We start from the raw sequence: 24,580 nt of genomic DNA on the forward strand, positions 1-24,580 counted from the left end.
TATGATCTCTCTTGATGAAGCAATGCTCTATGCCCCTGTTGAATGGCACGATTGTTCCGAAGGCTATACCGATATTCGCTATCACAAATCGGCCGACGGCATTGCCAAAATCACAATCAATCGCCCGCAGGTGCGCAACGCCTTCCGCCCGCTGACCGTCAAAGAGATGATCCAGGCGCTGGCGGATGCTCGTTATGACGACAATATCGGGGTGATTGTCCTGACCGGGGAAGGTGAGAAAGCCTTTTGCGCCGGCGGCGATCAGAAAGTCCGCGGCGATTACGGCGGCTATCAGGACGACTCCGGCGTGCATCATCTCAACGTACTCGACTTTCAGCGCCAGATCCGCACCTGCCCGAAACCGGTGGTGGCGATGGTGGCCGGCTACTCTATCGGCGGCGGCCACGTGCTGCACATGATGTGCGATCTGACCATCGCGGCGGAAAACGCCATCTTCGGTCAGACCGGGCCGAAAGTCGGCTCCTTCGACGGCGGCTGGGGCGCCTCCTATATGGCGCGCATCGTCGGGCAGAAAAAAGCGCGCGAAATCTGGTTCCTCTGCCGTCAGTATGACGCGCAGCAGGCGCTGGACATGGGGCTGGTGAACACCGTGGTGCCGCTGGCGGATCTGGAAAAAGAGACGGTGCGCTGGTGTCGTGAAATGCTGCAGAACAGCCCAATGGCGCTGCGCTGCCTGAAAGCGGCGCTGAACGCCGACTGCGACGGCCAGGCCGGTCTGCAGGAGCTGGCGGGCAACGCCACCATGCTGTTCTACATGACGGAAGAGGGACAGGAAGGCCGCAATGCCTTCAACCAGAAACGTCAGCCGGACTTCAGCAAATTTAAACGGAATCCCTAATGCGCGTTTCGCAGGTTTACCGCTGGCAGATACCGATGGACGCGGGCGTGGTGCTGCGAGAACGGCGGTTAAAAACCCGCGACGGGCTGTTCATCCACCTGCGGGAGGGTGAGCGGGAGGGCTGGGGGGAAATTTCTCCCCTGCCGGGATTCAGCGCAGAGACCCTGGCGGAGGCGCAGGCGGCGCTACTGCTCTGGGCTCAGGCCTGGCGCGACGGCGCGGAGCCGGCGCTTCCTGCGCTGCCCTCTGTCGCCTTTGGCATCAGCTGCGCGCAGGCGGAGCTCAGCGGCGAGCTGCCGCAGGCCGCGGATTATCGCGCGGCGCCGCTCTGCTCAGGCGATCCGGATGAGCTGTTCGCCAGACTGGCGGCGATGCCCGGCGAGAAAGTCGCTAAGGTGAAAGTGGGGCTCTGGGAGGCGGTCCGCGACGGCATGGTGGTTAATCTGCTGCTGGAAGCCATCCCCGACCTGCAGTTGCGTCTGGATGCCAACCGGGCCTGGACGCCGCTGAAAGCGCAGCAGTTTGCGAAATATGTCGATCCGGCGTATCGCCAGCGCATTGCCTTTCTTGAGGAACCTTGTAAAACGCGGGAGGACTCGCGGGCCTTTAGTCGCGAAACCGGGATCGCTATCGCCTGGGATGAAAGCCTGCGCGAGGCGGATTTTCGCTTCGTCGCCGAGCCGGGCGTGCGCGCGGTGGTGATCAAGCCGACGCTAACCGGCAGTTTACACCGGGTTCAGCAGCAGGTCGCCGCGGCCCATGCGCTGGGGCTGAGCGCAGTGATCAGCTCGTCGATCGAGTCCAGCCTCGGGTTAACCCAGCTGGCGCGGGTTGCCGCCTGGCTGACGCCGCAGACCATCCCCGGACTGGACACCCTGTCGCTGATGGGCGCCCAGCTGGTGCGGTCGTGGCCGGAAAGCACCCTGCCGATGCTCAGCATCGATACGCTGGAGCCGCTGCTGTGACCTTTCGCGACTGGCCCTGGCGCCACTGGCGCCAGCGGCGCGGAGAGGCGCAGGCGCTGCGCCTGAATGACCAGCCGCTGACCTGGCGCGACCTGTGCGCCCGCGTTGACGCGCTGGCGGCCGGGTTTGCCGCGCAGGGCGTAACCGAAGGTCACGGGGTGGCGCTGCAGGCTTTTAACCAGCCGTCGACGCTGCTGGCCTGGCTGGCGCTGCTGCAGTGCGGCGCGCGGGTGCTGCCGCTGAATCCGCAGCTGCCGACGGCGTTGCTGCAGGAACTGCTGCCAGCGTTGACCGTCCAGCATCAGCTGGTGCTTAACGGCGATACGCTGCCGGGGGATTTACCGGCGTTAACCCTGCAGGCGACAACGGGAACCCATGCTGTGCCGTGGCGTGGGGATCGTTTCGCCTCAATGACGCTGACCTCGGGGTCGACCGGTTTGCCGAAGGCGGCAGTGCATCATGCCAGCGCCCATCTGGCCAGCGCCGCCGGCGTGCTGGCGCTGATGCCGTTTGCCGCAGAAGATGACTGGCTGCTGTCGCTGCCGCTGTTTCATGTCTCCGGCCAGGGGATTATGTGGCGCTGGCTGCTGGCCGGCGCGCGGCTGACGGTGCGCGATAAACAACCGCTGGCGCAGATGCTGCAGGGCTGTACCCATGCTTCGCTGGTGCCGACTCAGCTGTGGCGCCTGCTGAATGACGATGCTGCGCTTTCCCTCAAGGCGGTGCTGCTCGGCGGCGCGGCGATCCCGGTCGAATTGACCGAGCGGGCGCGGGGGCAGGGGGTACGCACCTACTGCGGCTATGGCCTGACCGAATTCGCTTCCACCGTCTGCGCTAAAGAGGCCGACGGCGCGGCGGATGTGGGCGCGGCGTTGCCGGGGCGGGAGATGAAAATCGTTGCCGGCGAGGTCTGGCTGCGGGCGGCGAGCATGGCCGCGGGCTACTGGCGCGACGGTCAATTGTTGCCATTGACCAACGACGAAGGGTGGTTTGCCACCCGCGATCGCGGCGAGATCATCGATGGACGGCTTACTCTCCTCGGGCGCCTGGATAATCTCTTTTTCAGCGGTGGGGAAGGGATCCAGCCGGAGGAGGTGGAACGGATCATCGGGGCGCATCCGCAGATACAGCAGGCGTTTGTCGTGCCGCTGGACGATGCGGAATATGGCCAGCGTCCGGTAGCGGTGGTGGAATGCGATGACGGCTGCGAAATGAGCGTGCTGGCGGCATGGAGCGCGGAACGGCTGGCGCGTTTCCAGCAGCCGGTGCGTTGGCTGCGGCTGCCGGAAACGTTAAAGAACGGTGGGATTAAGATCTCGCGCCGGGCGCTGCGCGAATGGGTCAATTCGCCGGCTTAGCCGATATTGGCTTCGGCGCGACGCTGGCGCTGTTTACGCCGCAGACGCAGCAGCGGCGGCACCACCAGCACGGCGATAGCCAGCACCAGCAGCGTTTTGGTCACCCCGCTTTGCCACAGGATCGCCAGATTGCCGTTGCTGATCGACAGCGCGCGACGCAGGTTCTGCTCCAGCATCTCCCCCAGCACGAAGCCAAGGATCAGCGGCGACATCGGGAAGTGCATTTTGCGCATGATGTAGCCGAGCACCCCGAGCCCCACCATCAGCAGCAGGTCAAAAGTGGTGCTGTGTACCGCGTAGACGCCGACGGCGGAGACCGCGGCGATGGCCGGGACCAGAAACCACAGCGGAATGGTCAGCATACGGGTGAACAGGCCGATCAGCGGAATGTTCATGATAAGCAGCATCACGTTGGCGATCAGCAGGGCGGCAATCAGCCCCCAGACGATATCCGGCTGCTCGGTGAACATTGCCGGGCCGGGGGTGATGTTATACAGCGTCAGCGCGCCCATCATCACCGCGGTGGTGCCGGACCCCGGCACGCCGAGCGTCAGCATGGGAATAAAGGAACCGCAGGCGGAGGCGTTATTGGCCGCTTCCGGCGCCGCCACGCCGCGAATATCGCCCTTGCCGAAGTTATCGCTGTTACCGCTGAGTTTTTTCTCCGTCATGTAGGTAATGGCGCTGGCGATGGTCGCCCCGGCGCCGGGCAGAATGCCGACGAAGAAACCCACCACCGAAGAGCGCAGGGTCGCGCCGACGCACTGCGCGGCCTCTTTGGTGTTAAACAGCATCCGTCCGGTTTTCCGCACCAGCGTTTGTCCGCCGCTGGTGCTCTCCAGCATCAACAGGATCTCTGAAACCGAGAACAGGCCGATCACCACCACAATAAACTGTACGCCGTCCGAGAGATGGACGCTGTCGAAGGTGAAGCGGTAAACCCCGGTATTGGCGTCCACCCCTACCGTCGCCAGACCCAGGCCGATTAACGCCGCGAGGAACGACTTCAGCGGGTTCTGCGCCATCATGCTGCCAAGACAGGCGATGGCGAAGACCATCAGCGCGAAGTATTCCGCCGGACCGAACGCCAGCGACCACTGGGCGAGCAGCGGCGCGAACAAAATAATACCGCCGATGGCGATCATTGAGCCAAAGAAGGAACTGACGGCGGAAATCGACAACGCAACGCCGCCGCGACCCTGCTGGGCCATCGGATAGCCGTCGAGGGCGGTCATAATGGCGGCGGCATCGCCGGGCACGTTCAACAGAATTGATGAAATACGCCCGCCGTATTCGCAACCGATATAGACTGTCGCCAGCAGGATCAGCGCCGATTCCGCGGGTAAATGCAGGGCGAAAGCCAGCGGCAGCAGAATCGCCACGCCGTTGATAGGCCCCAGCCCCGGCAGGAGGCCGACGATAGTCCCGACAAAGCAGCCGATCAGGGCGATCAGCAGGTTCTCCGGCGTCATGGCGACGGCGAAGCCCTGCGAGAGATAGATCCAGGTATCCATAAACGCCTCCGTTAATTAAACCAGATGCCAAGGGGCAGGGTAACATCGAGCAGGGTGTCGAAGGCGTACCATAACGACACGCCCATCGCGACGCCGGCAATGCCCGCCGCCGGCAGCGTCGCGCCGAACAGCAGACCAATGATCGCCGTCAGCAGCGCGGTGGCCAGCGGAAAACCGAGCCATTCAAACCCCCAGGCGTAGACCACCAGCACCACGACCATGGTCAGCAGACGCTGCAGCACATGCCGTCCCGGCCACTCGACGGCGTCCGGGCGACGTAGCAACATTAACGCCGAGCACAGCAGCATCAGGCCGATGATCCCGAGCGGGAAGGGACGCGGGCCGACGGGTTCATAGGCGTATTCGCTGTGGATCTGCCAGGCGATAAACAGACCGCCAATACATAACAACAGCCACACTCCGGCAAAAATACGATCGCTCATTAGCGCCTCCGCGGATTATTTTGCCAGGCCAAAGGCTTTCGCCTGTTCGCGATAGTCGTTGACCTGCTGCTTAACGTAGGTATCGAGCTCCTTGCCGTTCATGTTGAATTCAAACAGGCCGCGCAGTTCACGTTGCTTTTTGAACGCTTCGGTTTGCTGCAGTTTAGTGAATTCATCGACCCACCACTGGTACTCGGCGTCGCTGACTTTCGGGCCCATAAAGAAGCCGCGAATAATCGGCCAGACCAGGTCGTAGCCCTGTTCTTTAGCGGTGGGGACATCGGCGAGCGCGCCCGGCAGTCGTTCACTGGAGAAGACCGCCAGCACGCGGATTTTATTGCCCTGCAGATAGGGCACCATCTCGCTGAGATCGCCGGAGACCGCCTGCACATGGTTACCGAGCAGCGCGGTCACCGGCTCGCCGCCGCCCTCAAAGGCGACATAGCGCATTTTATGCGGGTCGACGTTGGCTTTTTGCGCCAGCAGCGCCGCTTTCATCCAGTCCTGGCTACCGATGGAGGCCCCGGCGCCAATCACGATGCTGGAGGGATTTTTCTCCATCGCGGTCATAAATGACTTCAGATCTTTCCATGGCGAATCGGCGCGCACGGCGATCATGCCGTAGTCGGTGCCGACGCTCGCCAGCCAGCGCACGTCATCGACGCTGTAACGGCCGAATTTACCCTGCGACAGGTTCAGCAGCGAGCCGCCGGAGAAGGCGACGACGGTCCCCGGCTCTGCCGGGCGCTGGGCGACAATGGCGTTGTAGGCTACCGCGCCCACGCCGCCGGGCATATAGGTGACGCGCATCGGTTTCTCGATAGCGTCGGTTTCCATCAGGCTCACCTGAATCAGCTTACAGGTCAGGTCAAAGCCGCCGCCGGGTTTAGCGGGCGCGATACATTCGGTGCGGGACGGGGCCTCTGCGGCGAAGGCGGATGTGGTGCAAAGGCACAGCGCGATGGCGCTCAGATGGCGGAAAAATGGCGTTTTCATAGGCTTCCTCAGCAGGTACAGGGCAGGTTTTTTTGATTATGTGAACCGACATATGGCGATTCGGTTGCATGATTGTTAAAACAGTTACCTTTCATTTCCCTTTCAATGCAGCAGCAACGTTACAGGATGTGATATGCGTCTCTTATTAGCCGAGGATAATCGTGAGCTGGCTCACTGGCTGGAAAAAGCGCTGGTGCAGGGCGGTTTTGCCGTAGATTGCGTCGCTGACGGGCGTGCGGCCGACCATCTGCTGCAAAGCGAGCAATATGCGCTGGCGGTGCTGGATATCGGTATGCCGGGGTTCGATGGCCTTGAAGTGGTGCAGCGGCTGCGCAAGCGCAGGCAGACCCTGCCGGTGCTGCTGCTGACCGCCCGCAGCGCGGTAGCGGACCGGGTGAAGGGCTTAAATGCCGGCGCGGATGACTATTTACCCAAGCCCTTTGAGCTGGAAGAGCTCGACGCCCGCCTGCGGGCGCTGCTCCGGCGCAGCGAAGGGCAGGTGCATGAGGTGCAGCAGCTTGGCGAGCTGGCGTATTGTGACGAAGGCTATTTTTTACTCCGCGGCCAGATGTTGTCTCTGACGCCGCGCGAGCTGGCGCTATTGAAGGTGCTGATGTTTCGCCGCACTCGCCCGGTTTCCCGTCAGCAGCTGTTCGAACAGGTGTTCAGCCTCAGCGATGACGTCAGTCCGGAAAGCATCGAACTCTACATTCATCGTCTGCGCAAGAAACTTCAGGCGAGCAATGTGCGTATAACCACCCTGCGCGGTTTAGGCTATCTGCTTGAGTGCGAGCGCCATGAGATGGAGTAAGCCGCAATCGCTCTATGCCCAACTGTTGCTGTTTCTCGGCCTGCCGCTGGTCCTGCTGTGGGGACTCTCCGCGTTTAACAGCTACGTCAGCGCGCTGCAGGCGGCGACGCAAGCCTACGATCGTACCCTGCTGTCGTCGGCGCGGACGGTGGCCGAGCAGCTGGTGGTTCGCGGAGGGCAACTGGAGGTGAATGTGCCCTGGGTGGTGCTGGACAGCTTCGAGCTCAATATGAACGATCGTCTCTATTACAAGGTGCTCGACCCGCAGGGGAAGGTCATTTCCGGCTATGACGATCTGCCCGCGATGCCGCCCTCCACCTCGCGAACTCAGCTCTATCCGGCGCTGGCGTGGTTTTATCATACCGAATATCGCGGTCAGGCAATCCGCGTGGCGCGCCTGCTGCAGCCCATCAACGAAGGCGGCATCGTTGGCATGGCGGAGATATATATTGCCGAAACGCTGCAGTCCCGCCGCTGGCTGGCCGGACAATTACTCTTCTCATCCTGGGTGTCGCAGGGGTTACTGGTCCTGTTGACGCTGGTGCTGGCAGCCTGGCTGCTGCGCCGCGTGCTGCGGCCCATGCGTCAGCTCTCCGCGCTGATGGTGCGCCGTGAACCCGGTCTGCTGACGCCGCTGCCGGAGCTGCTGCCCTGGTCGGAAACGCGGCTGCTGATTGTCGCGTTCAACCGCTATATCGACCGCCTGCGGGTGATGATCTCCCGCCAGGAGCGCTTCAGCGCCGATGCGTCCCATCAGCTGAAAACACCGCTGGCGGTGCTGAAAACGCAGGCTTCGGTAGCCCTGGCCAGCGACGATCCGCAACTGTGGCGCGAAAGTCTGCAGGCGATGCGCGCCACGCTGGACGATACGGTCTTGTTAACGGAGCGGTTGTTGCAGCTGGCGACGGTAAAACAGCGGGAGCAGGCGTTTGCGGTGATTAACTTGCCGGAGATTGTGCGCAACAGCTGCTTTTCACGTATCGCGCAAGCGCGGAGCAAACATATCGATCTTGGCTACGAGGGCGAGCAGTCGGCGGTACATGTGGCAGGCGATAGCGTTCTGCTGGGGGAGCTGTGCGCTAACCTGCTCGACAATGCCATTCGCTATACCCCGGAATATGGAACGGTCACGCTTAGCCTGCATCGCGATGGCGAAGTCGTCACGCTAAGTGTGGAAGATAGCGGTCCGGGCATCGAGGAAAACCTGATTAATCAGGCGCTGATGCCGTTTCGCCGCCTCGATAACGCGGGCGCGATTCCCGGCGCCGGGCTGGGCCTGGCGCTGGTTAACGATATTGCACGTTTGCATCGTAGCAACCTGCAGCTTTCGCGCAGCGAAAGCCTGGGCGGACTGAAGGCGACGCTGCGCCTGCTGACCGTGGCGTCAGAGTAGCCCCTTCATGCTCAGGGTGAGGCGGGTGGCGGCATTGAGATCGTAGTTTTTAAGCTCATCCGCTTTCACCCAGGCGTAATCGTCAAACTCCTCGTTGATCGTTACGTCGCGATTGGCGCTAACGCAGTCGAAGATTAGATAGATCATATAGATCGTTTCCTGGCGCCCGTCGGGATAGGTTTTCACGCGGGTATCGTCGCGGAAGCTCCATGGCGTGATACGGGTCAACTGCAATTTTTCGCCAAGCTCCTCGCGGACTTCGCGTCGCAGCGCCTCTTCAATACTTTCCCCCGGCTCCACGCCGCCGCCGGACAAGGCCCATTGTCCGGGAAAAACGCCGCGGTCAGCAGCCATCTTGCACAACAGGTAATGGCCATCATTTTGGATTAGCGGGCAAACAATCGTCCTTTGACGCATGATTTTTCTCCTTCGCAGTAAGTCGGGCCGGGTATCGAGGAAACAGTTTGCGAGGCGCCTCGGCAAACCGCAAGGGAAATACGGCGCTGGCTTTACAGAGTGATAAGTTAAGCGAAAATTATCGTATGGAGAGCCACCATGGAAAGGACCACCCATTCCCCACATGACGCCGTGTTTAAACACCTACTGTCGCATCGGGCGACGGCGCGGGATTTTCTGGACATTCACCTTCCTGAACATTTGCGAGAATTATGCAATCTGCAAACGTTGCAGTTGGAGTCCGGAAGTTTTATCGATGAAGACCTGCGCGCCAGCCATTCCGATATTCTTTACTCGCTGCAAACCCAGGCGGGGGACGGATATATCTATCTGCTTATCGAACATCAAAGCTCTGCGGACCGTCATATGGCATTTCGCCTGATGCGTTATGCGATAGCAGCGATGCAGCGCCATCTGGATAAAGGACATACGCAACTGCCATTGGTGATCCCGCTGCTTTTTTATCATGGGCAAGTCTCGCCCTGGCCGTATCCCATGTGCTGGCTGGAAGGATTTGCTCATCCGCAAACCGCGCGGCAAGTATACAATCAGGATTTTCACTTAATCGATATCACGGTGCTTCCTGACGATACAATAATGCAGCACCGACGGGTCGCGATGCTTGAGTTGCTGCAAAAGCATATCCGGCAACGCGATATGATGGAACTGCAGGAGCAACTAGCCAGCCTGTTGGCGCTGGGATACACTAGCCGCAGACAGCTCAGGACGCTGCTTCACTATTTATTGCAGGCAGGAAATGCCGCCGATCCGGTCGCCTTTTTACGTAATCTTGCGCAAAATGTCCCCAGACGGCTGCATAAGGAGACGCTAATGAACATTGCCCAGTTTCTGGAACAACGCGGCCATCAGCAGGGCCTTGAGCAGGGCCTGCAGCAAGGTCTTGAACAGGGAGAACAATTGGCTGCGCAACGTATTGCCCAGGCGATGCTGGAAAACGGGCTTGATCTGGCGCTGGTGGCGAAGCTGACGGGGCTTGCGCCGGAGCGCCTGGCCTTGCTCGCCCATTAATTTTTCTGCTTCCTTCAAACAGCCTGCGCAATGGCGATTGCGCAGGTAAATATAGATTTATTCAATCAATACAACCTAATTAAATATAATTCTACTGAATATGAATGCGGTGAAATTTACATTCTTTCGCAAATGCGCGGCGGTATTGCTGTAAAAAGACGCAACTGGTTACACTCTTGTGAAAAATCATTTCGCCAGGTCATTGATTCCTGACGAGTGCGCAGTAGAATTTTCAGGTTTTTTCGGGACTTCTTTGATTTTAATTTTCTGGATAGAGTAAATAATGAAAAAAAGCATTTTTATGGCGCTGGCTGGCGTCATGCTGGTCTCTTCGGCGGCCCATGCGATCAGCGTTACCGGCGAAGCAGGCGAGCATTACACCAACCTTGGGGTCGGCTTCGGCACTGAGTCCACCGGTCTGGCTGTTTCGGGTAACTGGCTGCACAGCGATAACGACGGCGACGCCGCGGGTTTAGGCCTGGGCCTGAATATTCCGCTGGGGCCGTTCCTGGCGACCGTGGGCGGTAAAGGGGTATACACCAACCCGAAACAGGGTGATGAAGGTTATGCGGCCGCGGTCGGCGGCGGCCTGCAGTGGAAAATCGGCGACAGCTTCCGTCTGTATGGCGACTACTACTACTCTCCAGATTCCCTCTCCAGCGGCATTGACAGCTATCAGGAAGCCAACGTCGGCGCCAGCTGGACCATTATGCGTCCGCTCAGCATCCAGGCAGGCTATCGCTATCTGAACCTGGCGGGCAAAGATGGCAACCGCGATAACACCATCGCCGACGGCCCGTACATCGGCGCCAGCGCCAGCTTCTAATCTCCTCCGGCGCGGTCTCTTCTTGCCGCGCCAGATTTTCCTCCTCGTCAGCCTCCCGCTTTGCGTTATAGTATTTGCCACCTGGCAGGCAAGGAGTGAGCAATGTTGAATGTGGAAATGCTGTCCACTGGCGATGAAGTGTTGCATGGTCAAATCGTTGACACCAATGCAGCATGGCTGGCGGATTTCTTTTTTAATCAGGGTTTACCATTAACGCGCCGTAATACCGTCGGCGACGATCTCGATGCGCTGGTGGCGATTCTTCGCGAACGCAGCGAACAGGCGGATGTGCTGATCGTCAATGGCGGCCTCGGCCCAACCAGCGACGACCTGAGCGCGCTGGCCGCGGCCACCGCGAAAGGCGAAGGACTTATTTTGCATCCGGAGTGGCTGGAAACCATGACCCGCTTCTTTGCTGAACGCGGGCGGCCGATGGCGGAAAGCAACCGTAAGCAGGCGGAAATCCCCGCCAGCGCCGAGATGATCAATAACCCGGTGGGCACGGCCTGCGGCTTTGCCATCCAGCTCAATCGCTGCCTGATGTTTTTCACCCCCGGCGTTCCCTCTGAATTCAAAGTGATGGTCGAGCAGGAGATTTTACCGCGCCTGCGCCAGCGCTTTACGCTGCCGGAACCGCCGGTATGCCTGCGGCTGACCACTTTTGGCCGCTCGGAAAGCGAGCTGGCGCAAAACCTCAATCCGCTGACGTTACCGCCTGGCGTAGTAATGGGCTACCGCTCGTCGATGCCGATCATTGAGCTGAAGCTGACCGGACCGGCTGAGCAGCGTGACGCCATGCTGGCCCTGTGGCCGGAAGTGCGTAAAGTGGCTGGCGACAGCCTGATTTTCGAAGGCACTGAAGGGTTACCGGCGCAGATTGCACGCTGCCTGCAGGAGCGGCAGCTGAGCCTGACGCTCAGCGAGCAGTTTACCGGCGGTCTGCTGGCGCTCCAGCTGTCCCGCGCCGGCGCGCCGCTGCTGGCCAGCGAAGTGGTCCCGGCGCAGGAGGAGACGCTGGCGCAGGCGGCCCGCTGGGCGGCCGAGCGGCGCATTAACCATTTTGCCGGCCTGGCCCTGGCGGTGAGCGGCCAGGAAAACGATCATCTTAACGTGGCCCTGGCCACCCCCGACGGCACCTTCGCGCTGCGGGTGAAGTTTAGCGTCACCCGCCACAGCCTGGCGGTACGCCAGGAAGTCTGCGCCATGATGGCATTAAACCTGCTGCGTCGCTGGCTGAATGGCCAACCGCTGGCCAGTGAACATGGCTGGATTAACGTGGTGGATTCCCTCTCGCTGTAAGTCGTTTCCCGGCGCGCGGGCTTCTCCCGGGCGCCGGTTGTCCAGCCTGTTGTACTCTCCCGAAAAAATTCTGTGCGTTAAGTCGCAATTTTCCGCTGCGAACGGTCCAGCATACGGGAAAGCGATTGCCCCGCGATGTCGCTCACACTTTACCGCCCGGACAACCGCAACACTGATTCCAGTATTCAGGATTGGAGTCCAGTATGTTGGAATCAACGAAAGTCCCGGCGCTGACCCGCGCGATTGAGATCCTCAATTTAATTGGCCGCATCGGACCCTGCAGCGCGGCGACGATAATAGCGGAGCTGGGGATCCCGAAAAGCACGGTTTATCTGCTGCTGGGCGAGCTGAAAAAGCAGCGCTTCATCAGTATGGATAATCAGGATAACTACTGCCTGTGGACCAAACTGGTGGAGCTGGCCGGGCAGGCGCTAAGCAAAATGGACCTGCGCGAGCTGGCGCGGCCGCGCCTGACCCGGCTGATGGATGAGTGCGGCCTGCTCTGCCATCTGGGCATTATCGATCACGGTAACGCCTACTACATTCTGAAAATTGAATCACCCGCCACCATTAGCGTGCGTTCGCACGAAGGAAAGAGCCTGTCGCTTTACCGCTCCGGGATCGGCAAATGTTTGCTGGCCTGGCAGCCCGCCGGGGTTCAGGCATCGATTATCGATGAACTGCAGTGGGAGCGGGCTACGCCAACGACCATCAGCAATGCTCAACAGCTGCGGGAGGAGCTGGGGCGGATCCGCGCCCGGGGCTGGAGCTTTGATAATGGCGAGGACTACCCGGACGTGCGCTGCGTGGCCGCCCCGGTTTTTAACGCCAATAACGACCTGACCGCCGCCATCTCGGTGGTGGGCACCCGTCTGCAAATCAATGAAGACAATCGCGATTACCTTGCCGGTAAGGCGATTGCCTGCGCGAAAGATATTTCACGACTGCTGGGGTGGAAAAGCCCCTTTGAACAACTCGCCTCATCATAAGGAGAACACCATGACCCTACCGAAAATTAAACACGTCCGCGCCTGGTTTACCGGCGGCGCCACCGCAGAGCAGGGCGCCGGCGGCGGCGATTACCACGATCAGGGGGCTAACCACTGGATTGACGATCATATCGCCACCCCGATGAGCAAATACAAACAGTATGAGCAGTCCCGCCAGTCGTTTGGCATCAACGTGCTGGGCACGCTGATTGTGGAAGTGGAAGCCGACAACGGGCAGACCGGCTTTGCCGTGTCGACGGCCGGAGAGATGGGCTGCTTTATCGTGGAAAAACATCTCAACCGCTTTATCGAAGGCAAATGCGTCAGCGATATCAAACTGATCCACGACCAGATGCTCAACGCCACCCTTTACTACGCAGGATCCGGCGGTCTGGTGATGAACACTATCTCCTGTGTCGACCTCGCGCTGTGGGATCTGTTCGGGAAAGTGGTTGGCCTGCCGGTCTACAAACTGCTGGGCGGAGCGGTGCGTGACGAAATCCAGTTCTATGCCACCGGCGCTCGTCCGGATCTGGCGCAAGAGATGGGCTTTATCGGCGGCAAAATGCCCACCCACTGGGGGCCGCACGATGGCGACGCCGGGATCCGCAAAGACGTCGCCATGGTGGCGGACATGCGCGAAAAATGCGGCCCGGATTTCTGGTTAATGTTGGACTGCTGGATGAGCCAGGACGTTAACTATGCCACCAAACTTGCCCATGCCTGCGCCCCTTACAACCTCAAGTGGATCGAGGAGTGCCTGCCGCCGCAGCAGTATGAAGGTTATCGCGAGCTGAAGCGCCAGGCGCCGGCCGGGATGATGGTGACCAGCGGCGAGCACCACGGCACCCTGCAGTCCTTCCGCACCCTGTCGGAGACCGGAATCGATATTATGCAGCCCGACGTCGGCTGGTGCGGCGGCTTAACCACGCTGGTGGAGATAGCGGCTATTGCTAAAGCGCGCGGGCAGCTGGTGGTGCCGCACGGCTCGTCGGTTTACTCACATCATGCGGTGATCACTTTCACCAACACCCCGTTCAGCGAGTTTCTGATGACCAGTCCTGACTGCGCTACGCTGCGTCCGCAGTTCGACCCGATCCTGCTCGGCGAGCCGGTGCCGGAGAGGGGGCGCATTCATAAATCGGTACTGGATAAACCCGGCTTTGGCGTCGAGCTCAATCGCGACTGCAACCTGAAACGTCCTTATCAACACTGATCCCCCGGGCCGCCCGGCGGCCCACGCCTGAGGATATTATGATGAGCAACACTCTGCTGGAGAGCGTGGTGAAGAAAAACCGCGCCCGCTTAATCCCCTTTATGCTGGCGCTGTACGTGCTGGCGTTTCTTGACCGTTCGAATATCGGTTTCGCCAAAGAGACCTACCAGCTGGACACTGGCCTCAGCAACGAAGCCTATGCGCTGGGGGCGGGGATTTTCTTTGTGGTCTATGCCTTTCTTGGGGTGCCGGCCAACCTGCTGATGCGCAAATTTGGCGCCAGAAAATGGATCGGCTGCACCACGCTACTGTGGGGCGTGCTGTCGGCGGCGATGGCGTGGGCGGATACGGAAGCGAAATTCCTGCTGGTACGTACCCTGCTGGGCGCGGCGGAGGCGGGCTTCTTCCCCGGAATGATCTACCTCACGTCTCAGTGGTTTCCCCAGCAAAACCGCGCCAGCATTATGGGGCTTTTTTATATGGGGGCGCCGCTGGCGCTGACCCTCGGTTCGCCTTTATCCGGCGCGCTGCTGGAGATGCATGGGTTTATGGGCCATCCCGGCTGGTTCTGGATGTTTGTGATTGAAGGCCTGCTCGCCGTCGCCGCAGGAGCGTTCACCTTCTTCTGGCTGGACGATTCGCCGCAGCATGCCCGCTTCCTGAGCGCGGCGGAGAAACAGGCCCTGATAAGCGAGCTGGCGCGAGAGGAGGAGAAAAAGGTCACCTCGCGTCTGTCCGATGCGCTGCGTAACGGGCGGGTCTGGCAGCTGGCGCTGATCTACATGACCATTCAGGTGGCGGTCTATGGCCTGATTTTCTTCCTGCCCACTCAGGTCGCCGCGCTGTTGGGCACCAAAGTCGGCTTCATTGCCTCGGTGGTGACGGCTATTCCGTGGGTGGCGGCGCTGTTCGGCACCTGGCTTATCCCTCGCTACTCCGATCGCACCGGCGAGCGGCGCAATATTGCCGCGCTGACGCTGCTGGCGGCAGCGGTCGGGATTGCGGTTTCCGGGCTGGTGGCGCCGGTGCTGGCTATCATTGCGCTGTGCGTGGCGGCGGTTGGGGTGATTGCCGTGCAGCCGGTCTTCTGGACGATGCCGACGCAGCTGCTCTCCGGCACGGCGCTGGCCGCCGGGATTGGCTTCGTTAACCTGTTTGGCGCCATCGGCGGCTTTCTGGCGCCGATCGTTCGCGTGCAGGCCGAAACGCTGTTCGCCAGCAGCGCCGCTGGACTGTTAACCCTGGCCGGCGTGGCCATCATCGGGGTGATCATCATCTTCTCATTAAGCCTCACCCGCGCGGTTCCTCAGCGCGGCGGCGTACAGCATTGATTAAAGGAATCGCTATGAACGCACTGTTATCTAACCCCTTCAAACGTGGATTATTACGCGGTGAGACGCAAATAGGCCTGTGGCTGAGCTCGACCTCCTCCTATCTGGCGGAGATTGCCGCCACTTCCGGTTATGACTGGCTGCTGATCGACGGCGAGCATGCCCCGAACACTATTCAGGATCTTTATCATCAGCTCCAGGCCATCGCCCCTTATGCCAGTCAGCCGGTGATCCGTCCGGTGGAGGGCAGCCGCAGCCTGATAAAACAGGTGCTGGATATTGGCGCCAGAACGTTGCTGGTGCCGATGGTCGATACCGCCGAGCAGGCGCGGGAAGTCGTCTCGGCAACCCGTTATCCTCCTGTCGGTAGCCGCGGCGTTGGCGCCGGCGTGGCCCGGGCGGCGCGCTGGGGCAGAGTGGAGAATTATATGGCGGAGGCGAATGACGAACTCTGTCTGCTGATTCAGGTGGAGAGCCGAACCGCGCTGGAAAATCTGGACGCTATCCTCGAGGTGGAGGGCATTGACGGGGTGTTTATCGGGCCGGCGGATCTCTCCGCTTCGCTGGGACACCCGGACGATGCTGGCCATCCTGACGTGCAGCGGGTGATTGAGCAGAGCATCCGGCGCATTCGCGCGGCGGGAAAAGCGGCCGGATTTCTGGCGGTCGACCCGGCGATGGCGGAAAAATGTCTCGCCTGGGGGGCCAATTTCGTCGCCGTCGGGGTCGATACCATGCTGTACACCCAGGCGCTGGACCGCCGGCTGGTAATGTTTAAATCCGCCAGCGCTCAGCCGCAGGAGAAAGCGAGCTATTGACGGCGCAGGCTGGCGCCGGACTCAGGCGAGCGCCTGCGCCAGCACCGTCAGCGGATGTTCGCAGCGTTTGCTGGTGGACATTTCTATCTGCCATTTACAGGTCTCGCAGTCGGTGACGACGATGTCGGCGCCGCTCTCCTCAATCTGACGGAACAGCGGGGCGCCGATAGCCTGGGATACCGCGTAATTCTCAGTCTTAAACCCGTAGGTGCCGGCGATGCCGCAGCACTGCGAATCCAGCACCTCCAGCTGCAGGCCAGGGATCAGCCGCAGCAGTTCGAGGGTATACAGCGACCAGCCCATTTTCTCCATATGGCACGGCGTGTGATAGACCACCTTCAGCGGCAGCGGGCGCAGCGGCAGCGTTTTGCCACTATCCAGTTGTTTCCAGATCCAGCGAGTGGCCAGCGCCACCCGGTCGCGGAGATCGCTGTTGTCGACATCAAGGAGATGCGGGTATTCATCGCGCAGCGTAAAGGTGCAGGTCGAGGAGGTGGCGATGATCGGCAGCGCGTTTTCCCGCATCGCGGCGACGTTGCTCTGCGCCTGCTTACGCGCTTTGTCAAAAAAGCCGTTGGCGATCAGCGGCACGCCGCAGCATTTTTCCCGTGATAACAACTGCACGCCGGTGCCCAGCGCATTGACGACGCGAATCAGATCCTTGCCCAGCTGCGGGTGGTTATAGTTGACGTAGCAACCATGAAAGAAGGCCACCTGCTCAGGGTACTGCGCCTGTCTGGCCGCGAGCTGGCGGTAAGCGCGGCGGAAGGTGCCGAAGCCATATTTTGGCAGCGTGCGGCGATGATCGATATTGAGCGCCGCGTCGAGCAGGCGGCGTACCGGTTTTAAGCCGGTGGTGGCGTTTACCAGTGGGGCAAAGGGGGTGGAAAGGGTGCCCATCAGGTCGGTATGGCTGAGAATAGCGTCGCGCAGGGTCGGTTTTTGCTGGCCATACTGTGCCCGGGCGCGCTGAATGATATCGCCAATTTTCACATCCGACGGGCAGGCGACCTCACAGCGCTTGCAGTTAATGCAGTACTTGAGCGCCTCATCGTACAGCGCGCCATCCTTCAGGCGCAGGCGTTCGCCGTCCGGCCCCGCCTGTTTCGGCCCGGGATAGCGCGGATTGACCCGGCTGACCGGACAGGTGGTGGTACAGACCGTGCACTTAATGCAGCTTTCAAAACGGGTATCGTTCATGGTCGGCCTCCGGCGAGGGCGTGGATCTGTCTGGCGGCGTGCAGTGCGGTGACGGCGCAGACCCCGCCGCCGCAGCCGAGCTGAATGGCATCGAACCCGCCGAGCAGCGAACCGATGGCAAAAAGATTGCTGAACGGCTGCCCGCCCAGCATGGGGCGCAGCAGGGCATCGGTTTTCACCCCGAAGCGCTGCCACGGCTGGGAGGCAAAGAAGTCGCGCTGGTACCAGTCGTCGCGCGGCAGGGTCTGCTGTAGATCGAGACCGAGAATGGGTTCGCGCACGCTATCCCGCGTGGCGACAAGACCGTTACTGAAAAAGCTGCCGCTGGCCAGCACGGTAAAACGCGGACGCAGCGCAATATCGCCGTGATTTCGCGTCCAGACGGCCTCGACGGCGCCCTGTCGATGGCTGATGTTCACCACTTCATCGCCGGCAAGCCAGGTGCCGCCGCCGCGAATAAACTGCCGCTGCAGCAAACGGTGCAGGCGCATCCCGGGAACCGAAGGCGGCAGCGTCGGCAGCAGACGCAGCGGGCAGGGCAGGCGCGCCTGCAGCCAGTGGTACAGGCGATCGTCGGCGAGGCCAAAGCAGGCGGGCATGATCAGCAGCTCATGCTGTTGCGCCAGCGGCAGCAGCGCCGCATGCAGGGCAGGCCAGTGGTTTTCATCGTCGAGGAGGCGGGCGATATTGGCGGCGCGAAACTCGGTGGGGTTGTCACGTAAAACATCCAGCAGCGGTAACTCGATTTCCGCCGCTACGGCGGTGACGCCGGTTTGCCCGAGCGCGGCGGCGGCGAGATGCGGCTGAAAATCGGCAAAGCCGCTGATCCCCACCAGGCAGACCCCCTGTCGGGGGAGTGGCGCGACAGGAACCTCCTGCGGCGATAGCCACGCCGCGCGCAGCGTCCCCAGCGGCGTTACCCGCCGGTGCGGGCGGTGCGCGTCGCCCTGCATCACCGCGCCGCAGGCGGCCAGCAGGGCTTCAGTTTGTTTTGCGTATTCGAGCACCGCCCCGGCGCCGAGCCGGGAATAAGGGTGCTCAGGAAGCAGTTCAGCGAGCTGCTGCAGACCTTGCGCGAGGTCAGTGACGTTATCGCCGTTCGGCAGCGCCGAGAGCAGATCTAACGACGCGGAGGAAAAATGCAGCGCGCTTTGCCCGCGGCTGATGATAACGCTGCGCAGGCCGGACTGATTCAGCGTCAGGCCGCACAGCAGGCCGGCCAGTCCGCCGCCGATAATCGCGCAGTCAAATTTCATCCTGATGCTCCTGTGGTAGTCCGCACAGGCCGAGGTAGACCCAGCGGGTGAATTCGCTTTCGCGCAGCGCGTCGCCCCAGGCGATGGGCTGCACGCCCTTCCAGCGCTCATTGAGAAACGCCGACAGCTGGGTCAACGACTGCGCGGGGGTGGTGACGTTAAAGCGCTGCAGCAGACCGGCGGCGCGGCAGGCGCAGAGTTCCCCCTGGCAGGTCCCCATGCCAATCCGGGTACGGCGGCGCAGGTCGAGCAGGGTGTGGACCGCCAGATTTTCCACCGCGTATTTCACTTCACCAGCGGTGACGGCTTCGCATTCGCAGACCAGACTACGGTGCTGGCGACTGTCGCCAAGCCAGGCCGGCGTGCGATCGCCATGGCGGTAGACAGCAGAGCCGCGCAGCGGGCCCGGCAGGGAGATAATTTTTCGCAGGGTGCTTTCCGTCGGCTCCTGCGACCCGGGGAGCGGGCTCTCGGCCGTGGAACAGGGGGTGGTGTTGCCCAGCTTACGACAGACGGCGTCGGTGGCCCACTCGGCCATCAGGCGATAGGTCATCAGCTTGCCGCCGGTGATGGTAATGAAGCCTTCCATGCCGTCGCGCTGAGCATGGTCGAGCAGGACGATGCCGCGGCTGACGCTGCGTCCGCTGGGATCGTTGTCGCTGGCCACCAGCGGGCGCACGCCGGAGTAGGCGCGGAGAATCCGGGTGCGGCCCATGACCGGCGCCAGCTTTTCACCTTCGCGCAGCAGGGTTTCGACTTCCGCGGTCGTTACCCGGTTGTCGTCAATTTCGTCATAAGGAATATGCATCGAGGTGGTGCCGATCAGCGAGATGGTATCCCCAGGCACCAGAATATCGGCATCGGCCGGCTTACGGCAGCGGTTGATCACCAGGTTGTTAATCCGGTGGTCAAGGATCAACAGCGATCCCTTCGCCGGAAACATGGTGATGCGCAGGTCGGCATATTCCGCAATGCGCTGCCCCCAGATCCCGGCGGCATTGACCACTACCCCGGCGTACAAGGCGCGGGTCTGGTGAAGCTGACGATCGTATACCTGGACGCCACAGACGCGGTCGCCCTGGCGCAGCAGGCCTGTCACTTCGCAGCCGGTGAGGATCTGCGCGCCGTGTTCGCGGGCGTCGAGCATATTGGCCGCGGTGAGGCGAAACGGGTCAATGGTGCCATCCGGGACCTGCACCGCCCCCAGCAGCGTCGGGTTGACGGCGGGCTCGCGGCGCAGCGCCTCCTGCGCAGAAAGCGGCGTGGCCTCTATGCCAGCCTGCTGGCAGGCGGCGATAAAGGTCTGCTGCCAGGCCAGATCGTCTTCAGGCAGGGTAATGAACAGACCGCCGGCCGGTTCGATACAGTGACGGGCGATGCGGCGCAGGATGCGGTTCTCATTGATGCATTCGCGGGCGGATTCGTTGTCGGTCACCGCATAGCGGGCGCCGCTGTGCAACAGCCCATGATTACGGCCGGTGGCCCCGGTGGCGATATCATGGCGCTCAATGAGCACTGTGCGTAATCCGCGTCGGGCGCAGTCGCGGGCGATGCCGGCGCCGGTTGCTCCGCCGCCGATGATGATGACCTCGCTATCAAGACGTCCCGTCATCTTCAGCTCCTCTGCTTTCGTTTACCGCCATTTAGCCACAATCAATAAGGTTATTGTTTGATTTCGAGCATATTCGCGCGTTATTTGAGCGCATTATGTGATTTTGTGCTCACATTGGAACCTTTTGTCATATTTCTGTAACAAATTGTGCGATATTTCACAGTATCAGCTCTACGTATTGCCTACCATCGCGGCCAGATTCGAAGTTGGTGATTAATCTGGGATTGTTGTCGTGACGTCAGTAAAAAACAGCAAGGGCCACGGAGGCTGATATGTTAAGTATTTTTAAACCCGCCGCGCATAAAGCGCGTTTGCCAGCCGCGGAGATCGACCCGCTCTATCGTCGGTTACGCTGGCAGATTTTTATCGGCATCTTCTTTGGTTATGCCGCTTACTATCTGGTTCGTAAGAACTTTGCCCTGGCGATGCCCTATCTTATCGAGCAAGGTTTCTCTCGCGGCGATCTCGGTTTCGCCCTTTCCGGCATCTCCATTGCCTACGGATTTTCGAAATTCATCATGGGATCGGTCTCTGACCGTTCGAATCCGCGCATTTTCCTGCCGGCGGGGCTGATCCTCGCCGCGCTGGTGATGCTGGTGATGGGCTTCGTACCGTGGGCCACCTCGAGCATCATGATCATGTTCGTGCTGCTGTTCCTCTGCGGCTGGTTCCAGGGGATGGGCTGGCCGCCGTGCGGCCGTACCATGGTCCACTGGTGGTCGCAGAAAGAGCGCGGCGGAATTGTTTCAGTGTGGAACTGCGCGCATAACGTCGGCGGGGGGATTCCGCCGCTGCTGTTCCTGTTGGGTATGGCCTGGTTTAACGACTGGCATGCGGCGCTCTATATGCCGGCTTTCGGCGCTATTCTGCTGGCGATTTTCGCCTTCGCGATGATGCGCGATACGCCGCAATCCTGCGGCCTGCCGCCGATCGAAGAGTATAAAAACGACTACCCGGACGATTACAGCGAAGAGCATGAACAAGAGCTGACGGCGAAGCAGATCTTTATGCAGTACATTCTGCCGAACAAGCTGCTGTGGTACATCGCGGTCGCCAACGTCTTCGTTTATCTGCTGCGCTACGGCATTCTCGACTGGTCGCCGACCTACCTGAAAGAGGTGAAGCACTTCGCGCTGGATAAATCCTCCTGGGCCTACTTCCTGTACGAGTACGCGGGGATCCCGGGCACCCTGCTGTGCGGCTGGATGTCGGATAAAGTGTTTAAAGGCAACCGCGGCGCCACCGGCGTGTTCTTTATGACCCTGGTGACCATCGCCACCGTCGTGTACTGGCTGAACCCGCCGGGTAACCCGGGCGTCGATATGGCCTGTATGATTATTATCGGCTTCCTGATCTACGGCCCGGTGATGCTGATTGGTCTGCATGCGCTGGAGCTGGCGCCGAAGAAAGCCGCCGGCACCGCCGCAGGCTTCACCGGCCTGTTCGGTTACCTCGGCGGTTCCGTGGCCGCGAGCGCCATCGTCGGCTACACCGTCGATTTCTTCGGCTGGGACGGCGGCTTTATGGTGATGATCGGCGGCAGCGTGCTGGCGGTTGTCCTGCTGGTTATCGTGATGCTCGGTGAACGCCGCCATCATCAACAGCTGAAGCAAGCCTAAGGAGCGGCGATGAACATGAAACTCACCGCGCTAATGAGCGGCATGATGTTGGCCAGTTCTGCGCTGTGCTTCAGCGCGGCAGCGGCGGATAAAATGGTTATCGCCCACCGGGGCGCCAGCGGCTATCTGCCGGAACATACCCTGCCGGCGAAAGCGATGGCCTACGCGCAGGGGGCGGATTACCTTGAGCAAGATCTGGTGATGACCAAAGACGACCGACTGGTGGTGTTGCACGACCACTATCTGGATCGGGTGACCGACGTCGCTCAGCGCTTCCCGCAGCGGGCGCGTCAAGATGGCCGTTTTTACGCCATCGACTTTACCCTGGCCGAGATCAAGTCGCTGACGTTTACCGAAGGCTTTGAGCCTAAAGACGGCAAGAATGTGCAAACCTATCCCGGGCGTTTCCCGATGGGCAAATCCGATTTCCGCATTCATACCTTTGAAGAAGAGATTGAGTTTGTCCAGGGGCTGAATCATTCCACCGGCAAAAACATCGGTATTTACCCGGAAATCAAAGCGCCGTGGTTCCACCATCAGGAAGGCAAAGATATTGCCGCCAGCACGCTGAAAGTGCTGAAAGAATATGGCTACACCAGCAAGCAGGATAAGGTCTATCTGCAGTGCTTTGACGCCAACGAGCTCAAGCGTATTAAGCATGAGCTGGAGCCGAAGATGGGCATGGATCTCAAGCTGGTGCAGCTTATCGCCTATACCGACTGGAATGAAACCCAGCAGCGGCAGGCTGACGGCAAGTGGGTGAACTACAGCTATGACTGGATGTTCAAGCCGGGGGCAATGGCGCAGATTGCGCAGTACGCCGACGGCATTGGTCCGGATTATCATATGCTGGTGGCGGAAGGCTCAAAGCCGGGGGCGGTGAAGCTGACGGCGATGGTGAAGGAGGCGCACGCCAGCCATCTGCAGGTGCATCCGTATACCGTGCGCGCGGATCAACTGCCGGAGTACGCCAGCAACGTCAATCAGCTCTATGACCTGCTGTATCGCCAGGCGGACGTCGATGGCTTGTTTACCGATTTCCCGGATAAAGCGGTGCAGTTTCTGGACGCTAAGCAGTAAAAAGCCGGGTTTACCCGGCCTGTGAACGGCAGTTTTGTCGGGCGCATAAGCGTTACGCCGCCCGACAAAACTTACATCTCAATTTCGATATCGCCCTTCGCCCGGCAGCAGCAGGGCAAAATTTCTCCCGGCTGGATAAAGGCCAGCGGCTCGGTCAGCCAGTCAACCTGGCCGGAGACCAGACGAGTGCGGCAGGAGCCGCAATAGCCTGCGCGGCACTGATACTCGACGTCGATATTATGCGATTCAAGAGCAGCCAACAGGGAAGGGTGTTCATCCTGACACTCAAGGCGAGTGTCAGAGATTTTCAAGAAGATCCGCTTCATTACAGCTGGAAGTTGCTCAGGTCGTCGGCATCGACTTCAGAGTCGATCTGGCCGACCAGGTAAGAGCTGACCTCTACTTCCTGCGGCGCCACCTGGACGTTGTCGGAGACCAGCCAGGTGTTGATCCACGGGATCGGGTTGGAACGGGTCTGGAACGGCAGATCGAGACCCACCGCCTGCATGCGGATATTGGTGATGTACTCGACGTACTGGCAGAGAATATCTTTGTTCAGGCCAATCATCGAGCCGTCGCGGAACAGGTAGTCCGCCCACTCTTTCTCCTGCTGCGCCGCCAGCACGAACAGGTCATAGCACTCCTGCTTGCACTCTTCGGCGATTTCCGCCATTTCCGGATCGTCGCTGCCGGAGCGCAGCAGGTTCAGCATATGCTGAGTGCCGGTCAGGTGCAGCGCTTCATCGCGGGCGATCAGGCGGATAATTTTGGCGTTGCCTTCCATCAGTTTGCGCTCGGCAAAGGCGAAGGAGCAGGCGAAGCTGACGTAGAAGCGGATCGCTTCCAGGGCGTTGACGCTCATCAGGCACAGATAGAGTTTCTTTTTCAGCTCGCGCAGATTGACGGTCACGGTCTTGCCGTTGACGGTGTGGGTGCCTTCGCCCAGCAGGTGCCAGTAGCTGGTCATCTCGATCAACGAATCGTAATAGTGGGAGATCCCCTCGGCACGCTTCTGGATCTGCTCATTGGTGACGATATCGTCGAACACGGTCGCCGGGTCGTTGACGATGTTGCGGATGATATGGGTGTACGAGCGCGAGTGAATGGTCTCGGAGAAGGCCCAGGTTTCCACCCAGGTCTCCAGCTCCGGGATGGAGATCAGCGGCAGCAGCGCCACGTTCGGGCTGCGGCCCTGGATGGAGTCGAGCAGCGTCTGGTACTTCAGGTTGCTGATGAAAATGTGTTTTTCATGTTCCGGCAGCGCCTGGTAGTCAATGCGATCGCGGGAGACGTCAACCTCTTCCGGGCGCCAGAAGAAGGAGAGCTGTTTTTCAATCAGCTTTTCAAAGATATCGTATTTTTGCTGATCGTAGCGGGCCACGTTAACCGGCTGGCCAAAAAACATTGGCTCAAGCAGCTGATCGTTTTTCGTCTGTGAAAAAGTGGTGTATGCCATTGAAGTGAGTCCTGTTGAACTGTATTGCCCGGCGGCGATGCGTTGGCCGGGCCT

23 protein-coding genes are annotated in these 24,580 nt (G+C 60.4%); 14 read left to right on the forward strand and 9 right to left on the reverse strand.

The features are described from left to right. Position 1 precedes the first annotated feature (1 nt). The 3 genes from menB to menE are packed head-to-tail and all read left to right on the forward strand — an operon-like array spanning position 2 to position 3,182. The gene (menB, locus tag ACOI6Z_RS01230) at positions 2–859 is read left to right on the forward strand and encodes a 1,4-dihydroxy-2-naphthoyl-CoA synthase (RefSeq protein ID WP_004201730.1); all 858 of its coding nucleotides are present in this window, start codon (positions 2–4) and stop codon (positions 857–859) included. After that, positions 859–1,824: an o-succinylbenzoate synthase gene (gene menC / locus ACOI6Z_RS01235; protein ID WP_048336237.1), complete on the forward strand. Its 966-nt coding sequence runs from the start codon at positions 859–861 to the stop codon at positions 1,822–1,824. Before menB ends, menC begins: the two co-directional genes overlap by 1 nt. After that, on the forward strand, positions 1,821–3,182 hold the full coding sequence (gene menE, locus ACOI6Z_RS01240; protein WP_065812267.1) for an o-succinylbenzoate--CoA ligase: 1,362 nt from the start codon (positions 1,821–1,823) through the stop codon (positions 3,180–3,182). The genes menC and menE overlap by 4 nt, the downstream gene beginning before the upstream one ends. On the opposite strand, the gene ACOI6Z_RS01245 is transcribed toward menE, so the two are convergent. Genes ACOI6Z_RS01245 through ACOI6Z_RS01255 form a run of 3 tightly spaced genes read right to left on the reverse strand, consistent with a single transcriptional unit; the run spans position 3,179 to position 6,135 of the window. Further along, a complete protein-coding gene (locus tag ACOI6Z_RS01245; protein ID WP_023290502.1) occupies positions 3,179–4,696 on the reverse strand; it encodes a tripartite tricarboxylate transporter permease in 1,518 nt (505 codons plus the stop codon). The two genes, menE and ACOI6Z_RS01245, sit on opposite strands and share 4 nt — an antisense overlap. A gap of 11 nt (positions 4,697–4,707) precedes the next feature. Continuing rightward, positions 4,708–5,139 (reverse strand): tripartite tricarboxylate transporter TctB family protein, encoded by a 432-nt coding sequence (locus tag ACOI6Z_RS01250; protein ID WP_023290501.1) that lies wholly within the window; start codon positions 5,137–5,139, stop codon positions 4,708–4,710. Between the two features lie 15 nt (positions 5,140–5,154). Continuing rightward, on the reverse strand, positions 5,155–6,135 hold the full coding sequence (locus tag ACOI6Z_RS01255; RefSeq protein ID WP_065812268.1) for a Bug family tripartite tricarboxylate transporter substrate binding protein: 981 nt from the start codon (positions 6,133–6,135) through the stop codon (positions 5,155–5,157). Between the two features lie 133 nt (positions 6,136–6,268). Between ACOI6Z_RS01255 and tctD the strand changes: the two genes are divergently transcribed. Together tctD and ACOI6Z_RS01265 are read left to right on the forward strand one after the other, a co-directional pair. Continuing rightward, positions 6,269–6,946 (forward strand): transcriptional regulator TctD, encoded by a 678-nt coding sequence (gene tctD / locus ACOI6Z_RS01260; protein WP_065812269.1) that lies wholly within the window; start codon positions 6,269–6,271, stop codon positions 6,944–6,946. Continuing rightward, positions 6,933–8,339, forward strand: a complete 1,407-nt coding sequence (locus tag ACOI6Z_RS01265) for a sensor histidine kinase (RefSeq protein ID WP_065812270.1) — start codon at positions 6,933–6,935, stop codon at positions 8,337–8,339. The genes tctD and ACOI6Z_RS01265 overlap by 14 nt, the downstream gene beginning before the upstream one ends. Here the strand turns inward: ACOI6Z_RS01265 and nudI are convergent. Next, on the reverse strand, positions 8,331–8,756 hold the full coding sequence (gene nudI / locus ACOI6Z_RS01270) for a nucleoside triphosphatase NudI (RefSeq protein ID WP_044524255.1): 426 nt from the start codon (positions 8,754–8,756) through the stop codon (positions 8,331–8,333). The two genes, ACOI6Z_RS01265 and nudI, sit on opposite strands and share 9 nt — an antisense overlap. 138 nt (positions 8,757–8,894) lie before the next feature. Between nudI and ACOI6Z_RS01275 the strand changes: the two genes are divergently transcribed. The 7 genes from ACOI6Z_RS01275 (at position 8,895) to yfaU (ending at position 16,303) form a co-directional block, all read left to right on the forward strand. Further along, positions 8,895–9,824 carry an Rpn family recombination-promoting nuclease/putative transposase gene (locus ACOI6Z_RS01275; RefSeq protein ID WP_032453563.1) on the forward strand — a complete coding sequence of 310 codons (930 nt, stop codon included), beginning with the start codon at positions 8,895–8,897 and terminating at the stop codon, positions 9,822–9,824. Between the two features lie 283 nt (positions 9,825–10,107). Next, positions 10,108–10,650 carry a YfaZ family outer membrane protein gene (locus tag ACOI6Z_RS01280; protein WP_004201712.1) on the forward strand — a complete coding sequence of 181 codons (543 nt, stop codon included), beginning with the start codon at positions 10,108–10,110 and terminating at the stop codon, positions 10,648–10,650. Positions 10,651–10,752: 102 nt separating this feature from the next. After that, complete coding sequence (locus ACOI6Z_RS01285; protein ID WP_049013195.1) at positions 10,753–11,949, forward strand: nicotinamide mononucleotide deamidase-related protein YfaY; 1,197 nt, start codon at positions 10,753–10,755, stop codon at positions 11,947–11,949. Positions 11,950–12,152: 203 nt separating this feature from the next. After that, a complete protein-coding gene (locus ACOI6Z_RS01290) occupies positions 12,153–12,938 on the forward strand; it encodes an IclR family transcriptional regulator (protein ID WP_023290494.1) in 786 nt (261 codons plus the stop codon). A gap of 10 nt (positions 12,939–12,948) precedes the next feature. Then, complete coding sequence (gene rhmD, locus ACOI6Z_RS01295) at positions 12,949–14,154, forward strand: L-rhamnonate dehydratase (RefSeq protein WP_017899291.1); 1,206 nt, start codon at positions 12,949–12,951, stop codon at positions 14,152–14,154. A gap of 41 nt (positions 14,155–14,195) precedes the next feature. Beyond that, complete coding sequence (locus ACOI6Z_RS01300) at positions 14,196–15,485, forward strand: MFS transporter (protein WP_032453561.1); 1,290 nt, start codon at positions 14,196–14,198, stop codon at positions 15,483–15,485. A 14-nt stretch (positions 15,486–15,499) separates the two neighbouring features. Then, the gene (gene yfaU, locus ACOI6Z_RS01305) at positions 15,500–16,303 is read left to right on the forward strand and encodes a 2-keto-3-deoxy-L-rhamnonate aldolase (protein ID WP_065812271.1); all 804 of its coding nucleotides are present in this window, start codon (positions 15,500–15,502) and stop codon (positions 16,301–16,303) included. Between the two features lie 21 nt (positions 16,304–16,324). Here yfaU and glpC read toward each other — a convergent pair whose 3' ends face one another. Genes glpC through glpA form a run of 3 tightly spaced genes read right to left on the reverse strand, consistent with a single transcriptional unit; the run spans position 16,325 to position 20,371 of the window. Continuing rightward, positions 16,325–17,503 (reverse strand): anaerobic glycerol-3-phosphate dehydrogenase subunit GlpC, encoded by a 1,179-nt coding sequence (gene glpC, locus ACOI6Z_RS01310; protein WP_065812272.1) that lies wholly within the window; start codon positions 17,501–17,503, stop codon positions 16,325–16,327. Beyond that, positions 17,500–18,759, reverse strand: a complete 1,260-nt coding sequence (gene glpB, locus ACOI6Z_RS01315) for a glycerol-3-phosphate dehydrogenase subunit GlpB (protein WP_049013192.1) — start codon at positions 18,757–18,759, stop codon at positions 17,500–17,502. The genes glpC and glpB overlap by 4 nt, the downstream gene beginning before the upstream one ends. Further along, positions 18,749–20,371 carry an anaerobic glycerol-3-phosphate dehydrogenase subunit A gene (glpA, locus tag ACOI6Z_RS01320; protein WP_044524248.1) on the reverse strand — a complete coding sequence of 541 codons (1,623 nt, stop codon included), beginning with the start codon at positions 20,369–20,371 and terminating at the stop codon, positions 18,749–18,751. Before glpA ends, glpB begins: the two co-directional genes overlap by 11 nt. 272 nt (positions 20,372–20,643) lie before the next feature. Between glpA and glpT the strand changes: the two genes are divergently transcribed. Both glpT and glpQ read left to right on the forward strand, forming a co-directional pair. Beyond that, the gene (gene glpT, locus ACOI6Z_RS01325; protein WP_023290488.1) at positions 20,644–21,990 is read left to right on the forward strand and encodes a glycerol-3-phosphate transporter; all 1,347 of its coding nucleotides are present in this window, start codon (positions 20,644–20,646) and stop codon (positions 21,988–21,990) included. Between the two features lie 9 nt (positions 21,991–21,999). Next, positions 22,000–23,070, forward strand: coding sequence for a glycerophosphodiester phosphodiesterase (gene glpQ, locus ACOI6Z_RS01330; protein ID WP_065812274.1), 1,071 nt, complete (start codon positions 22,000–22,002; stop codon positions 23,068–23,070). Between the two features lie 71 nt (positions 23,071–23,141). Here the strand turns inward: glpQ and yfaE are convergent, their stop codons facing one another. Next, a complete protein-coding gene (gene yfaE, locus ACOI6Z_RS01335) occupies positions 23,142–23,396 on the reverse strand; it encodes a class I ribonucleotide reductase maintenance protein YfaE (protein WP_004201692.1) in 255 nt (84 codons plus the stop codon). Beyond that, entirely contained in the window at positions 23,396–24,526 is a 1,131-nt protein-coding gene (gene nrdB, locus ACOI6Z_RS01340) for a class Ia ribonucleoside-diphosphate reductase subunit beta (protein ID WP_004140835.1), read from the reverse strand. Before nrdB ends, yfaE begins: the two co-directional genes overlap by 1 nt. Positions 24,527–24,580 lie beyond the last annotated feature (54 nt).

This window comes from Klebsiella sp. C239, assembly GCF_048822715.1.
In the GTDB taxonomy this organism is placed as follows: domain Bacteria; phylum Pseudomonadota; class Gammaproteobacteria; order Enterobacterales; family Enterobacteriaceae; genus Klebsiella; species Klebsiella quasipneumoniae.